The 14277-nt window shown below is 32.6% G+C and carries 15 protein-coding genes; 1 reads left to right on the forward strand and 14 read right to left on the reverse strand.

The genetic code is table 11. From position 1 onward, the window contains the following. The 8 genes from RMR19_RS09305 to RMR19_RS09340 form a co-directional block, all read right to left on the reverse strand. The coding region (locus tag RMR19_RS09305; protein WP_310603217.1) for a DUF1016 N-terminal domain-containing protein at positions 1–497 on the reverse strand (497 nt) is incomplete at its 3' end. Between the two features lie 149 nt (positions 498–646). After that, the gene (locus RMR19_RS09310) at positions 647–1198 is read right to left on the reverse strand and encodes a GNAT family N-acetyltransferase (RefSeq protein ID WP_310603218.1); all 552 of its coding nucleotides are present in this window, start codon (positions 1196–1198) and stop codon (positions 647–649) included. Positions 1199–1226: 28 nt separating this feature from the next. After that, positions 1227–1409, reverse strand: coding sequence for a hypothetical protein (locus RMR19_RS09315; RefSeq protein ID WP_310603219.1), 183 nt, complete (start codon positions 1407–1409; stop codon positions 1227–1229). Positions 1410–1496: 87 nt separating this feature from the next. Continuing rightward, a complete protein-coding gene (locus tag RMR19_RS09320; protein ID WP_310603220.1) occupies positions 1497–2009 on the reverse strand; it encodes a hypothetical protein in 513 nt (170 codons plus the stop codon). Positions 2010–2096: 87 nt separating this feature from the next. Further along, the gene (locus tag RMR19_RS09325) at positions 2097–2315 is read right to left on the reverse strand and encodes a hypothetical protein (RefSeq protein WP_310603221.1); all 219 of its coding nucleotides are present in this window, start codon (positions 2313–2315) and stop codon (positions 2097–2099) included. Positions 2316–2504: 189 nt separating this feature from the next. After that, positions 2505–2891, reverse strand: coding sequence for a VOC family protein (locus tag RMR19_RS09330; protein ID WP_310603222.1), 387 nt, complete (start codon positions 2889–2891; stop codon positions 2505–2507). Continuing rightward, positions 2857–3084 carry a hypothetical protein gene (locus tag RMR19_RS09335; RefSeq protein ID WP_310603223.1) on the reverse strand — a complete coding sequence of 76 codons (228 nt, stop codon included), beginning with the start codon at positions 3082–3084 and terminating at the stop codon, positions 2857–2859. Before RMR19_RS09335 ends, RMR19_RS09330 begins: the two co-directional genes overlap by 35 nt. A gap of 14 nt (positions 3085–3098) precedes the next feature. Then, complete coding sequence (locus tag RMR19_RS09340) at positions 3099–3683, reverse strand: GNAT family N-acetyltransferase (protein WP_310603224.1); 585 nt, start codon at positions 3681–3683, stop codon at positions 3099–3101. 139 nt (positions 3684–3822) lie between these two features. Between RMR19_RS09340 and RMR19_RS09345 the strand changes: the two genes are divergently transcribed. Then, positions 3823–4725 (forward strand): NAD-dependent epimerase/dehydratase family protein, encoded by a 903-nt coding sequence (locus RMR19_RS09345; protein ID WP_310603225.1) that lies wholly within the window; start codon positions 3823–3825, stop codon positions 4723–4725. Positions 4726–5206: 481 nt separating this feature from the next. Here RMR19_RS09345 and RMR19_RS09350 read toward each other — a convergent pair whose 3' ends face one another. The 6 genes from RMR19_RS09350 to RMR19_RS09375 are packed head-to-tail and all read right to left on the reverse strand — an operon-like array spanning position 5207 to position 14031. Beyond that, positions 5207–5602 (reverse strand): hypothetical protein, encoded by a 396-nt coding sequence (locus RMR19_RS09350; protein ID WP_310603226.1) that lies wholly within the window; start codon positions 5600–5602, stop codon positions 5207–5209. Then, positions 5599–6633, reverse strand: a complete 1035-nt coding sequence (locus RMR19_RS09355) for a hypothetical protein (RefSeq protein ID WP_310603227.1) — start codon at positions 6631–6633, stop codon at positions 5599–5601. Before RMR19_RS09355 ends, RMR19_RS09350 begins: the two co-directional genes overlap by 4 nt. Beyond that, positions 6633–9860, reverse strand: coding sequence for an ATP-binding protein (locus RMR19_RS09360; RefSeq protein ID WP_310603228.1), 3228 nt, complete (start codon positions 9858–9860; stop codon positions 6633–6635). Before RMR19_RS09360 ends, RMR19_RS09355 begins: the two co-directional genes overlap by 1 nt. Continuing rightward, positions 9861–10457: a hypothetical protein gene (locus tag RMR19_RS09365; protein ID WP_310603229.1), complete on the reverse strand. Its 597-nt coding sequence runs from the start codon at positions 10455–10457 to the stop codon at positions 9861–9863. It abuts the gene before it with no gap. 13 nt (positions 10458–10470) lie between these two features. After that, positions 10471–13050 carry a dynamin family protein gene (locus RMR19_RS09370; RefSeq protein ID WP_310603230.1) on the reverse strand — a complete coding sequence of 860 codons (2580 nt, stop codon included), beginning with the start codon at positions 13048–13050 and terminating at the stop codon, positions 10471–10473. Between the two features lie 27 nt (positions 13051–13077). Further along, positions 13078–14031 carry a helix-turn-helix transcriptional regulator gene (locus tag RMR19_RS09375; protein WP_310603231.1) on the reverse strand — a complete coding sequence of 318 codons (954 nt, stop codon included), beginning with the start codon at positions 14029–14031 and terminating at the stop codon, positions 13078–13080. Positions 14032–14277: the final 246 nt, after the last annotated feature.

Raw genomic sequence — 14277 nt, forward strand, 5'->3', positions numbered from 1 at the left:
CTCTGTTCGTCTGGCAATCTACCATTAAAATTCTGTATTTTAGGTTTCTCAATCTGCCTTGCATACAAATTACTATCCAATTGAAATTCAAGCACGTCATGAGACCAGCCATTTTGAATCGTCTTCTCAGTATACCAAATATATTGTTGTTTATTTTCCGTCTTACTCATCAATGCCTTATGGTGATACCAAGTAATTCCAGCTAAATTATATTCATCAATTTCATCTTCATTAAAAATCGAAGCAAATTTCTTCATATCCCTCAGATTTCTCTCTGAATATCCTTTTGAATCTGGAAATTCACTTTTTATATCTCTTGATAAATTCACAAGAAATCCTTTCCCCCAAGAACTGTTGCTATTTATGTAATTACCAATCTTCCAGTTTCTGTGCATTAAAGATAGGTTTGCACTTAACATCACCTGATATTGAGATGTTTTTATGCAGTTTATGATTTCATTTAGAATGTTTAAATAATCGTCGTTATTAATCAGCATTCTACCCTTCCCTTTCTAAATTCGGCACAATCATATGCCGTTTTGTCGACCAAATATATTATAACTACCCGAATCATTTATTGATAAGTACATCTCTATTCGCCTTTCGTATTGAAATAGTCCAAAACCTTTCCCTCTTAAATTTGAAGTTAACAAGCAAAATCATCTTTAATTAATCCGTAAATATTATAATCGCAGTAACGTGACCCGAATTTCCCAGGTCTTATGCTACCTTCGTGAATAAATCCGCATTTCTTTAGTACGCTGTTTGAGCCTATATTATTCACATCAACGGTAGTTTCCAATCTATCAAGAGATGTTTCAGTAAAAACGAATCTTACAACACAATTTAGTGCTTCGGAACATATGCCTTTATTCCAATGTTTCGGATTGATACGATATCCGATTTTTCCAAGTCTATCATTTTCCACATCAAAAACCTCTATAATGTCAATGACTTTATTTTCATACTCGATTCCCCAAATAAAATCGTGAGAAGGCTTTCGCTTTACGTTTGGACGAGAATCAACAAAAAGTAGTTCCGGATTTTTTTCTCCTTTACTTGCAGCTCTGCTCCAATATTTATATACTATGTCAAGCCCCAGCCATTCTCTCAAATCATCAGCATCACTCAATGTTAATTTGCGCAAAATTAGTCGTTCTGTTTTCAAAACAGGTATCCACAAGCACTCCTTTAACATAGCTTTTTTTACACCTCCAAATTTAAATCTATCGTTTACATGTGATTCTATAATAGTCTTGATACCCTCTGTATTTATCAATAAACTCCCACCCACTACTATTTAACGCCTTTCGTCGCTCTGTTGCAGCAGAAACAGCCTTCGTCACAATATCCTCATTGCCAAAAAACTCATAAAAGTTGTCCTTTGCAAACTCAAATATTTCAGACAAATAGTAGGACTTTTCACTAACATCTTTTCCCTTGACTCTACATAAAAATCAAGTTAGCATAAATACTATTTTCCGGATTAGCATCTTTTATATATTCTGTTCCATAAAGAATTCATCTTGTACCTTTAACATAGTTAGAATCTCTTTAACATTTTCAGGTTTTATAGCAGGAAGTTCAATTAATTCTCTACCACAACGAAAGACTTTTTTACCATCTGGATATGTGTATGTATAACCTTGTAGCTTGCCTTTACACCTTCCACAACCATAACAACCTGTATATCTACCATCAAACGCTTCGATCACTCTCCTTATTCCTTGTTTGAAAATATCAGAATAGTCTACTGTCGCAAAAAAGGTCATTACTAGTTGTGATTTTCCAGCTTCTATATTAGGTCTTATTTTTAGGAGCGTTCTGTTTACCTTGCTTTTGGTAAATGTAAGCGCATCGGATACACCACTTGCAGTTTTTATAGCTTTTGGTGTATAACCCAATTCAATGGCGTATTCTGCTATTTCCGCATAGATTTTTCTGTCATTGTCAGAAATTATTGAAAGACATTTATTCAATAATACTTTTCTCTTTTCCGCATTGTTCATCTGCACATCCTCCATATTTCTTATTTCCATCTTTCATAATAGCAACTTCATCTGAACATCTTGAAATAGCTTCCATCTGTCTTCCTCTTAAATTACAATTTTATTATTTGTTTGATACCAATTTAGATGTACTATTGAAAAATGTAGCTCGAAAGGCGTTGGATATACAAATGGATTACATACAGATTCTTTCACTATACTTAACTCGATTCCTTTTGCTGGTGCGTTCTTATTTAGTTCAACAACCATATCCATATATCGTGACTTGCTCCATATATTGTGACTTGCATTTGTTTGAAATATCATTTTTAACAACGATAATTAAATCAATATCACTCTTTTTAGGATTAAATCACCCCATAACGGCAGAGCCATGAAGATATATACCTACAAGATTGTTTTCTAATATATTTCTACTTTGCATTACAAAGTTATCAAGTAATTCGTTGTATTTATGCATATTAAATGTCACCTTCTCAAGTTTATTTTTCTCTATTAAATTGCAATCCACCAACACACTCCGTATTTATCAATAACAGTCGCACAACATTTGCTCCACGGAACTTCACAAAGAGGATTAATAATAACACCGCCATCACTCAAAATATTAAAGGCATTGCCAACCGCTTCTTCGCTTCCCATCTCAAAAACATTAAAAGTCATTGTTTCCCATTTCATTTTATGAACTATGTTTATATCACAAGGATTTGCAGCTTCACTTAATGCTAAAAAACCTTCCCCATTTACAGATAATTCACAGTGCTCATACGCAGTTTTGTTATCGTTTTTCACTTCAAATGTAATTTCTGCGCCAAAGGCTTTACAATACATTTCTGCCGCTTCAAAACTATTTTTCACATAAACCTGAGTATAATTTTTCATATTTTCCTCCAGTCCCCAATATAGGTAATCTCCGAAACTTTTCCAATCGCTTTGCCTGTTCAAACGCCTTCTGTAAAAATTCTTCCGCAGACAGATTCATATAATCCCAGTTCATAGGTTCTAATGCAATAGCACCATTTATAACTACCAAACGTTGCCATTCTCTCTTTATTAACCTCATTAAATCTTTCATACTTATCTCCTATTTCATATAACGCAACGTCGCATAATATAATCTACCTGCTTTTCATCCCCCAAGAAAAATGAATGCTCTCCTGCTTTTTGAAAGTCATGTTTTTTATAAAACCGAATTGCCTTTTCGTTTTGATCCCACACGCCAAGCCAAATATATTCTTTCTTTTTCTCCTTCGCTACCTCGATTGCTTTATTCATTAGATGCTTGCCTAGGCCTTTGCCTTGAAATTCTTCTGCTACATATATTCTTTCAATTTCCAATGACTTCTCATCATTAATATCAGTTTGTGCTGGTGCTACATTTAGTTTTACATAACCAGACAACTCATCATCAGTATATAGAAAATAAAAATACACATTTTCACTTAATAAATCTGCACGTAATTTTTCTATATTAAGATTATTATCCAGATAGAATTGCATATTCTCTGGCGTATTCTTGCTCCCATATGTTTCAATAAATGTTTTACATGAAAACTCATGAAGTGTACCAATTTCATTCTCTGTACATTGTTTCATTAATACTTCCATTTCTTCTCCTTTATCAATTCCGTTTTTCCTAGGGCTTGTCTGAAAAATGCCCTTGTTCTCATTCATTAAGTATACCACATTTTCCTCCAAAATGTGGTATACTTAATAGGACGATGACGCATTAATTTGAACAATTACGAACTCGTTCTAGCAAATTAACAAACATGATTTGTATAAACAACCAAAGGAGGCTTGTGTTACTACTATGAGAAAGATACTTATTACAGGCGGTACAATATTTGTCAGTAAATATGTGGCTGAATACTATGTAAAAAATGGTGATGAAGTCTATGTATTAAATCGGAATCATCACGAACAACCAGAAGGAATAATCCTAATAGAAGCCGACAGAAAACATCTGGGCGATGTATTAAAAGCATATTCTTTTGATGTTATCTTAGATGTTACTGCATATACGAAAGAAGATATTACTTGTTTATTAGATGGACTTGGAGAGTTTAAAGAATATGTTTTAATAAGTTCTAGTGCAGTTTATCCCGAAACATTACCACAACCATTTATAGAGGAACAACCTCTGGGGAAGAATAAAAATTGGGGCGCATATGGTACAAACAAAATCGAGGCAGAAAGTGAATTACTATCAAGAGTACCACATGCATATATCCTACGCCCTCCCTATTTATACGGGGAAATGAATAATGTTTATAGAGAAGCATTTGTTTTTGAATGTGCTCTTAAAAACCGCAAGTTTTATGTACCTCAAAAAGGTGAAATGAAACTTCACTTCTTTCATGTAAATGACTTGTGTAAAGTGATAGATGCGTTATTGGACAAAAAACCAGAACAGAACATATACAATGTAGGAAATAATGAAATGGTTTCCATTGCACAATGGGTCAAACTTTGTTATAAAGTAGCAGGAAAAGAACCTGAACTCGTATATATAGATAACGAAATGGATCAGAGAACGTATTTTTGCTTCTACGATTATGAGTACCAACTAGATGTTTCAAAGCAACTGCAATTAATTCCTACTACAATGGCATTAGAAAATGGCTTAAAACATGCTTTTGAATGGTATAAAAAGCATGCAGACGAACTGAATCGAAAGGATTATATTGAATTTATTGACAATCATTTAGTTTGACATTTCAAGTAAAATCCAAACCCGATGCATTTTACAACCAAGCTTATGAAACTACATAACTGCGAACTAATACACTTAAACAATTTTATCAAGTTCTGCTGAGTTTCAGAACAGTTCCTGTTATACTAAAGCTAAAAATATAGGCGGTTTTTTATGACAACATGTAAGAGAATTCATTTTCTCCATATCTTTCAATATATGACACCCAAAGAACTCGGAATTGCTATGAGATTTGATTCTGGAGGTGCCTACATCATCGTTTCACCGTATGAATCCGACAGTAGAAAAAACATCAGGTAACTGTAGCTATCCTTTGAGGGATATCTTAATGTCACCTGAAATATTTGACATAAGCAATCCCTTCTAAGCAAAAATAGGAACCACAAATAGAGAATATCTTCTATCTTGGTTCCTACCATAAATGCTATACTGTCTATACAAATAGACTAACCGTTTTAACAAATACCATATTCTAAAATACTTAGAATATTACAATGTTCTTTTTTGAATCTATAGCTTTAATTAACTTATCTACTCTTTTGTTATTCTTAAGCATACCATTTACTTCCTCTGCTTGTTTCCCATGAAGTATTACTCCTGTACCAACAATCTTTCTTAATTCAGGTTTTTCTTTAATTGTACACATTAAATCTTCTTCTTCTTGTTTGGTAAGTTCTGAGAATAGATTTTCAGATGTACAAACCTCAAACACCTTATTTTCTACAAAAGTTTCAATATTAGTCAAAGAATTAATTACTTCATTTGATATATCTTTTATAGAGCATGACCAGTGTAGTTTTGCACACTCTGCATTTAACTTGAGTAACTGACAAAGTTGTTTTGCAATTTCTTCATTTTCAAGTAAATATATTTTCATGACTCTGCTACCTCCTTGATTGCATTTTCAACCTCACTGACACTCACATCAGCCACTACCAGTTTAGCATCATATTTCTCACAAACGTTGTTCGCTAAACCTGTTGGAGTGTCCCTTATATCTGATGTGGTTAACAATATTTTCTTTCCTTCATGTCCTGATAACTGGTTTGGTATATGATTATTTAATTGATTCGTCATATAAGATGATCCACCACACTTACACTCCACTGAAAGTGTTTCACCTGGCTGAATTGTTACCCCAAACACTTCTATTGGATGATCCGTATTGTTCTTAGCAATAACATCTGGTCTTGTTCCACCATTCTCACCTTCTACAACACGTTGCTGTGTTTCCACATCAAAACCCGCTTCACTTAATTCATCCTTTACAGCTATCTCCATTAACTGACCTTTCAACAAACTTAACTTCGCCTGAGCACTTCTAATTTCAGCCGGAGATGCTTCTGGATCATTTAGTGTAGCAATTGATTCAAGTTGACTCTTCCATAACTCTGCTTTTTCTGGATGCTTGTCTATCAGTTGCTTTATACCTTCTGGAGTACTAATGCTTTTTTCTATCTTTTCAAGAGTAGAATCTTTTTTTTCTATATTTGATTCTCTAGAGTCATTCGTATTACTTTCCCCCATATTCTTGAAATTGTCAAAGAAATCCTCCGCAAACAACTTATCAAAAAGTTCTCTAAAATCAGTCTTTTTATCTTCCTTTATTTCTTCCAGTGGCATTTGGGGCATTTCTGGTATTGGGAGTGACTCTGGTATCTTTATTCCCTCTGGTATTTCTTCTTGTATTGGTATTTTTTCTTCTCTTGGTTTTTCTTTTGTATCAATAATTTCTGTTCTTTCGGATTTTTCCTGTTTATCCAAAATATCCTCTACAAAGAGTTCATTCATCTTTGCTGCAACCGTTCCTAATTCCTTATATAGTTTTTCTGATGTGCTACTTTTACTTTCTATATTATCAACATTTTTATTTGCTATTTCTTTGAAGTTGCTACTACCTCCAAGCACTATAATCGTCTCCCCTCTTTATCAATAAAAGTTAGAAGGTTATTGATCAACTCTTTATATTCTCTTTTCTCCTCCATTCTATTTTTTTCAAAAGCTAAAATGGCAAGAATCTTATCAACCTCTTCTTCATCAAAATTTTCCAAACAAGGAATAAGTTCATCTTGCATTACTCCCCACCACTCTTTAATTTCATTCCTATAACATATATTCTTTTCCATAATTGCATCCGGATCAAAGATTTCATAAACTATTGTCTTTCGAAGGTTTCTAAACTTATTAACATTATCTTCTTTCATTAACATCATAAGCTTAATCTTTAATTCCGTTGAAAGTCTTGTCTTATCAATATCTTCAAGCAATTTTTCAACTTTTTCTTTTTCTAAGCTGTGTACAGGTTGAAGAACTATTTTTATAATTTGCCTTTTGATTTCTGATGAATCAATAACCTCTTCTAACTGTTTCTCTACAATTTTATTTTTTTTCTTATCCCACTCATCAACATGGCATAATACTGGTTCAATCCAATTATTTTGATATACGGCACATACTCCCGTCTTTAGCTTTGCTAATTCAAGGATTTGATTATCATTCAAATTGGCTGCTTTACCAACTAATTCTCGATCAGTTACATCTGGTAATCTAAATATAATCTTAGTATTTGTATTACGGATTACAGACATATCCATCAATCCTGGTGATTGATCCACTATTATAAATCCTTCTCCATATGTCCTCATTTCTGCAATTGCATTTGCAAGCATTTCCACAGATTTTCCTACCAAATTAGATGATTCTGCACTTTGTTCTGTACTCGTTTTCTTCAAAATATTATGTGCTTCTTCAAGTATAGTAACATGACTAAGCATCTTGTTAGTACCTTTTGCAGATGCCATTCTATATTCTTGTAACTTAATAATCAGTAGCCCCATTAATAATGATTTTGTTTCACTTGAACCAACTCTACTCAGATCAACAATAACATTTCTGTCAAATAGTTCTTCATCTGATAGTTCGTTACTTGTAAGAATTTGACCATTGATACCATTTGTCAAAGAACTGATACGCATTGATAATGCACCAACATAATCCCCTTTGCTATCAGCCGAATATTTCGATTCCTCAATTACAGAATTAATCTGGTTTAATACATCAACAAAATTAGGATATGTATATTTTTCGTTCACCAAATACTTGCATTCCGAACATGATAAATCCCAGCCCGCTAATTCATAAGAACGCTCAATTGCCTCTTTTAATACCGCTGGCATTGCTGCATACATAGGCCAGCATACATTAAAAATTTCAATAAGTCTATCAATATGTTCAAGTATATGTATATCCTCTGGAAAACTGAAAGGATTAATTCTCAATAACTTTGAATGTTTCGGATTTGTTCCATATACATGAACATCTTCGTATCCACCAAAAATATCCTTATATTCACCCTTTGCAGGCTCAATAACCATAAAATGCGTTTTATCCTTTTCCTCACATATTTCTAAGCACATCCTATCAATCAGTTGATAAATTGCATTTGATTTACCTGCACCTGTTGATCCAGTTACAAAAACATGAGAAGTAATACTATTCTTATCTAATAAAACATGGGATTTCTCATCGTCATACATATGATGAATTTTTCCAAAATCAATCTTTTTTCCTTCTACTATCTCATGTGTATACAGAACATTTCTCCCAAAACTAGCACACTCAATTACTGGTATTCCTGAAATAGACTTTTTAGGAAGTCCCATATAGATTGCTAATTCTTTTCCACTTACTAACGTGGAAACAGATGCCCTATTCTTCTCATTATTTTCATCAGCTAAGTCAAATATGGGGTGATTGAATGTACTTAAATATGGGATAAGAGCCTTCGCCTCATTTTCATCCCATATACTTATGTGTGAAACCTCTACTGAGGAATGTTCCCCTTGAATAATTGATTTATATGTACTAGCTACTGATAGACATGTTGTATAATCTTCTGACAAAAAATATACTCCACAATCATACATTCCATAGTCTTCACACTCCGCAATTCTCTCTATTTGCTGGTCAATCTTATCTAATATTGATTTTATGCTACGATTTTCATAACATATCTGAAGTCCTTCACTCTTAGTTGTACTTAATGCATTTGCAATTGAGTTTTGCTCACTCAACGATTTCGATGTTCCAATAGTTTCTGAAGTTCCTTCCGCATCACTATTATCTTCATGCTTACCATGCATATAATGATAATCTACTGATACGCTTGTCCCAACAGTTACTGATGCACTTGCATTGGCTCCTACACCAAATGGTGCTACTGATACTCCAGCCGTCGCAGTAACACTTGCATTAACACCAAGGCTACCACCAACAGTATGTGCACTGTTTGTTCCTTTCGTTATCGTGTGTGTCTTTGTTTTTGCTATACTTTCATTCGTAGTATCTGTAACTCCTTTTATAATACTATCCGTTACTGTTTCTCCATTTGAAGCATTAATCGTGTACTCAGATTTTTCAAATGGTTTTATAACCGTATATAACTCCTCGTATCCAGCCCGAATTGTTTCCTGTTCTGTGTTCAGCACTGGATCAGCTATTATCATGACTGTACACTTTTTCCCCTTCAAAGAATCTGCAAGTTTTTCTAATCCTTGAACATATTTACTATTATCAACATTTTGTTCTCCCTTTAATGCTGCTATACCTGTAACCGATGATACACTTACATTTTTTTCAAAAACACTTTGAACCACCTGCATCCTCTCAGCAATATCATCTATTATTTCTAACTTGCTTCCTGGAAAATTAGCTTCTAAATTTCGTACCAACGCAGTTATTTGTTTTTGTGGTACAAACGGATCAGTCGTCTTCTTACAAACAGTCCCCAAATAAACATCGACCTGATCACCATCACTCTTCAATAACATTACTATCGTGGCTGACTCATAAAGAGCTGTTGCATTATATGCTGTCGTAAGTTTATCAAGAATATTTTCATCCTTATCAAAAACAACTCTTGTAAGTTTTGAAAGCATTACATTTGTTCCAACAATACATACAGGTATATCTTTATTTTCATCTTTAGGTATTGAAAATGACACATCATATGTTGGGATAAACACTGGTCTCTTATCAATACTCGATATATATTTTCGCATAATCACTTTATCAACCTGAGCAAGTGCCGCATCTAAATCTTGATGTTTTCTAACCTCAATATCATCTTTTGCCATTTATGACTCCTCCTTTTTTTCTAAAATCTTTCTAAAAAAAAAATTACAAACCATATAAATTACAGCCACACCTATTACTAACAACCACCAATACTTTGCCCACCACGTTTTACTGAACAACCATATATCTGACTTATCGTTACTGGTTGTCATAACGACAGGTTCTTTTTTTTGCGTTATATCATTAATTGTACCAGTTGAACTATTCCCATTAAGTTTTCTTCTCTGTGCCTTGGTTTTCCCCATTGTCATTCTATTTTTGTAAACTACTTTTCCTATCTCCTTTATCTTGGACAGTCTGGTATCAATAGCAAAATTATCTCTCAACCATACAAGTTGCATCTGATAATATGATTCATCCCACTCATCTTCATTCTTTACATACTCATCTTCTTGAAGTTTATACTGCTCATCAATAATGAGTTCGTTTCCATGTAATTTCTTACTTTGTTCTTTTATATATCCTCTTGCCTCCTCATATTCATTTGTTGCAAATGTAGGATCTGCACCAATAATTCCAACAAGAAGTGCTCTTATCACACCTTTATCTTCATTTTCTATTGCTTCTCTATATGTTTCATTAGAATTAAAATACATCTTAATCCCCTCCTTATAGTTGTATATATGATATTTTAGAAATTAAACACTCAAGATATTTTTCTATTGATTCTAATTTTTCAATTTCAGTTTTACAGTTTTGTTCATCCATAGCAATATGCTTAGCTACATTTACCATCTCTGCAATTGCAATGTCTTTCTCTTTAATTAAAGCTATGACTTTATCAACTCGTTCTTTTGTATCTTCCTTCAATGACTTTATATCGCTTTGGTAATCATTTTTAAGTTTTTCAACATACTTATCTACTTTAGCTTCTATCGGATTTATATTTTCCGAAATATATTTCTCTATGTTGATGTAAGTTCTCTTAACGGTTTCTGGCTCTTTTCTTGTTTTCCACGCACGCCCAATTGAATCAAAGAAATTTCCTATACCATAACTAAATTCTATATGTCCCTTTTTATAATTCGTTTCATCTCTAGTAGTTTCTACTGGATTAAAAAAATGCTCTTTATCAACAAGTTCTTGATAAGCAACGGTATCCTTTAATGAGAAAGCACCATTGTTCATAAGTCCAGCTTGTTCCAATTCATTTAAATACAATATAAAAGTTTTGTATAACTCATTAGTTTCTTCTCTTTTCTTATTCTTCACCTCATGTACAATGTCATTTATTTGACCTAGTAAAGAATCCATTTCCTTTGATATGGAAGCTATTATCGAATTCCCTTCTTCTTTTAATACCTCTGTTTTTCCGTTAACTCTATTAGCGATGCCATTCTGAATTCCATAAAAAATAGATCTTATCTTATTGATTTCTGGAATAGTTTCCTTGATCTTATCTACCTTTCCTTTTACGAAATTCATTTTTCCTTTTACTTTTATCAGAGTGTCTTTTCTTTCTTTTATTTCTTTTTCCTCTGCCTCTATTTTTTCTCTGTTTGAAACAGCACCGCTGTAACATTTTTTTGCTTCGTCTAAAGTCTCCATTTTTAACTCATTTAAAGAACTTAGCTCCACAAGAATATCTGTAAAGCAACTCAATAATTGACGTACTTTTATCGGATATGCATAACTTTTTATGTATTCTTGAATTGCTGTTTCAAGTGCAGGTATCCCTGAATGTATCATAACTCGTTCAGGGATGCTTAAATCCCCACTCAATTGTTGTTCATATGCATACTTTTTAGCTTCTGAGACAGCACTTTGTTTCTCTAGACAATAGTTATGGTAATTTCCATACTTTATTTTTATTTCCTCAATATATTGACTAAAATTCTGTTCAAGTTTAGCTGGATCATGAAAATATACTTTTTTACAAAAACTTTCATAATATCCATATAGTTCGGCTTTTTTTGTCATTCCTTCTTCCATTCCTGGCTCAGTTGTAAATCCATTTACAACTGCTAATGCTGCACCTGACGTTATAGGAAAAACTCTTGGATTAACTATATTCCTTATTCTTGATGAATTCGGAACTTTCTTAATATTAGCAATAAAATTCTTTACATAATTTCCAAGTGTTTCACCTTGATTGGAATAGGATAATGAATCACACATATTCATTACAAACAGAAAGCGATCGTTAAAATTTCCATCATCCTCTTCTGCGGATTCTTCGATAATATCTAATAATTCAACAATATTGTCATCCTCTAATTTATCATCAGAAATCAAAACCACCATTTCCTTTTGCTTTGATTTTAGAACTTCTTTTGTTATTTCAATGTGGGATTTCTTTGATAATCTCTTATATTCTTCTTCCATTTTCTCTGTATCATTTCCTGTTGCACTGTCTGTACCTGGAGTATCAATAATCACAAGATTAAAATCTTTCTCCACATTTGCAGGATATAACTTTGATAAATCTGTAAAAACTGTGATTGTTTCTACTGCATCCTCAGCACTTTTAATTTTTTCCTGCACCGCAATTTCATCCATACAGTCTATTTCCTTAGTCTTACCATTATATTCATACTTTACTTTTGCAAAGGCCACATCTGATGTTGCATGTATTATCTTACATATTTTTGCTGTACATGTTCCTGATGCTGTTGGCAAAATATTCTTTCCAATAAGTGCATTTATTGTAGATGATTTCCCACTACTATAAGTACCAGTAAATACAATTCTAAACTCTTCTGCTTCTATCTCTTCATATGTAGTCTTTAATTTTTCGTATTTGCAAATTAATTCCGACGAATTTGATTCCTTTACAATTTCCTCAAATTCATCTGTTAACATCAAGTTTATTACATCTTCAATATTTTTTCTCATTTCCGTATCTGGTATAATTTCTTCTACTAATTCGCAAAATTCCAATTTTGCATTTAAATTTCTTTTGGCATTTTGAATGTTCAGAGATTCCTTTACACTTTCATAATCAATCTTTCTTCCTGCAAATTCAATTACAATATCCTTATCTCCCATTAGGCAAAGTGTTTCTAGAAGTCCTTTCCAGCCATCTCTTTCAATTGGATCAATCCATGATTGAATTGGCATATGGACATTGGAATCAAGATATTTTTTTAAATTTGGATCACAGTGCTTGTTCTTCTGTATTTCCTTCCCATCTACATAAACCATTGATTTCATTTCATAGGGATCGTACTTTATAAATACTTTTCTCATTTTTTCCTCCTTGTATGTACAAAAATTCTATTTTTCTAACTTTATGAGGTCACCTTGGCTTCTTAACCACATATCCACACCATCACCAAAAACTTCTGCTGAAATTGTATAAACACCATTAGATTCATCAAGTATCTGTGCTGTTGGTAATCTATCTAGCACAGCTTCGACTGAAAAGCCATAATACTTAAATTGAATTTTTCTTAACTTTCCTCCATACATGAATTGAATTCTTTTTCTGAATTCACCTTCCTCAAATCTACTGGAGTATGGAATTTTAAAATATTCATCTGTTACATCAATATTCTGTATTCTGTCTATTCTGTATATTGTAGGAAATGAATCATTCAAAACATCAAAATCCTTTTTTACCTCATCATCATCAATGAAAGCTAGCATATAAAAATAATATTCAGAAAACATAATCGCTAAAGGCTTTATTTTTCTATGAACAATCACTTTATCCTTTGTTCGAAGATAGTCAATTTCAATAAATTTGTTGTCATGAATAGCCTGCCCTATATTCCACATTTTTTCTATATACATAGATTTATGTTGTGGCTCTATATAATGAAATTCCTCATTCCGAATTAACTCTTCTACAAGTTTTTGATTTTTCTTCGGAACACAGCATTCAATCAGCTTATCAATCATTTTTGTCATTTCTTTTTTTGTAAATGCTCTACTATCAAGAAGTATCTTACATATTGCAAGTATTTCAGGATTCGTAAACTTCTGCTTATATATCTGTTCTAATCTATAACCTTTCTTCACTCGATCGTATATTAATGAATTTATAATACCATCTCTACCAATGCCGAGATCCAGATAATTTCTTATATCATCTATATCTCTTTGAATACTTCTTTCATTGACCTTGTAGTTATTGGCTTCTTCCGCTTTATTAACAATCATGCCATTCATCAACTTGGTATAAATACCAAGAATTCTTTCGGCTTTCTCAGTACTTTCGTTTACCATGTAAAATCCTCCAATCTCTCTACTCCATATCAAGATTATACAAATCCACATAGACACATAATGTCTTTCTGATTTATTATTTATTTTTCTTTTTTCATTTATTAAAGTAGCACTTTACAACTTTTTCATAAAAAATATCATATGAGAACCTTTTTGATGTATAATAAGTTTATACGCAAATACACACAAGAAAGAGTGAACTTATACAATAAACTTATTATACAATAAAAAAAACTTAATTAGTAG

Source organism: Anaerosporobacter sp. (assembly GCF_031551385.1).
Classification (GTDB): domain Bacteria; phylum Bacillota; class Clostridia; order Lachnospirales; family Lachnospiraceae; genus Anaerosporobacter.

Bases quoted from the DNA above. Each gene is read 5' to 3' on its own strand.
- RMR19_RS09370 (WP_310603230.1), bottom strand. From the start codon at position 13,050: ATGAGAAAAGTATTTATAAAGTACGATCCCTATGAAATGAAATCAATG.
- RMR19_RS09360 (WP_310603228.1), bottom strand. From the start codon at position 9,860: ATGGCAAAAGATGATATTGAGGTTAGAAAACATCAAGATTTAGATGCG.
- RMR19_RS09350 (WP_310603226.1), bottom strand. From the start codon at position 5,602: ATGAAAATATATTTACTTGAAAATGAAGAAATTGCAAAACAACTTTGT.
- RMR19_RS09345 (WP_310603225.1), top strand. From the start codon at position 3,823: ATGAGAAAGATACTTATTACAGGCGGTACAATATTTGTCAGTAAATAT.
- RMR19_RS09330 (WP_310603222.1), bottom strand. From the start codon at position 2,891: ATGAAAAATTATACTCAGGTTTATGTGAAAAATAGTTTTGAAGCGGCA.
- RMR19_RS09325 (WP_310603221.1), bottom strand. From the start codon at position 2,315: ATGATATTTCAAACAAATGCAAGTCACAATATATGGAGCAAGTCACGA.
- RMR19_RS09335 (WP_310603223.1), bottom strand. From the start codon at position 3,084: ATGAAAGATTTAATGAGGTTAATAAAGAGAGAATGGCAACGTTTGGTA.
- RMR19_RS09340 (WP_310603224.1), bottom strand. From the start codon at position 3,683: ATGAATGAGAACAAGGGCATTTTTCAGACAAGCCCTAGGAAAAACGGA.
- RMR19_RS09310 (WP_310603218.1), bottom strand. From the start codon at position 1,198: ATGTTAAAGGAGTGCTTGTGGATACCTGTTTTGAAAACAGAACGACTA.
- RMR19_RS09375 (WP_310603231.1), bottom strand. From the start codon at position 14,031: ATGGTAAACGAAAGTACTGAGAAAGCCGAAAGAATTCTTGGTATTTAT.
- RMR19_RS09365 (WP_310603229.1), bottom strand. From the start codon at position 10,457: ATGTATTTTAATTCTAATGAAACATATAGAGAAGCAATAGAAAATGAA.
- RMR19_RS09320 (WP_310603220.1), bottom strand. From the start codon at position 2,009: ATGAACAATGCGGAAAAGAGAAAAGTATTATTGAATAAATGTCTTTCA.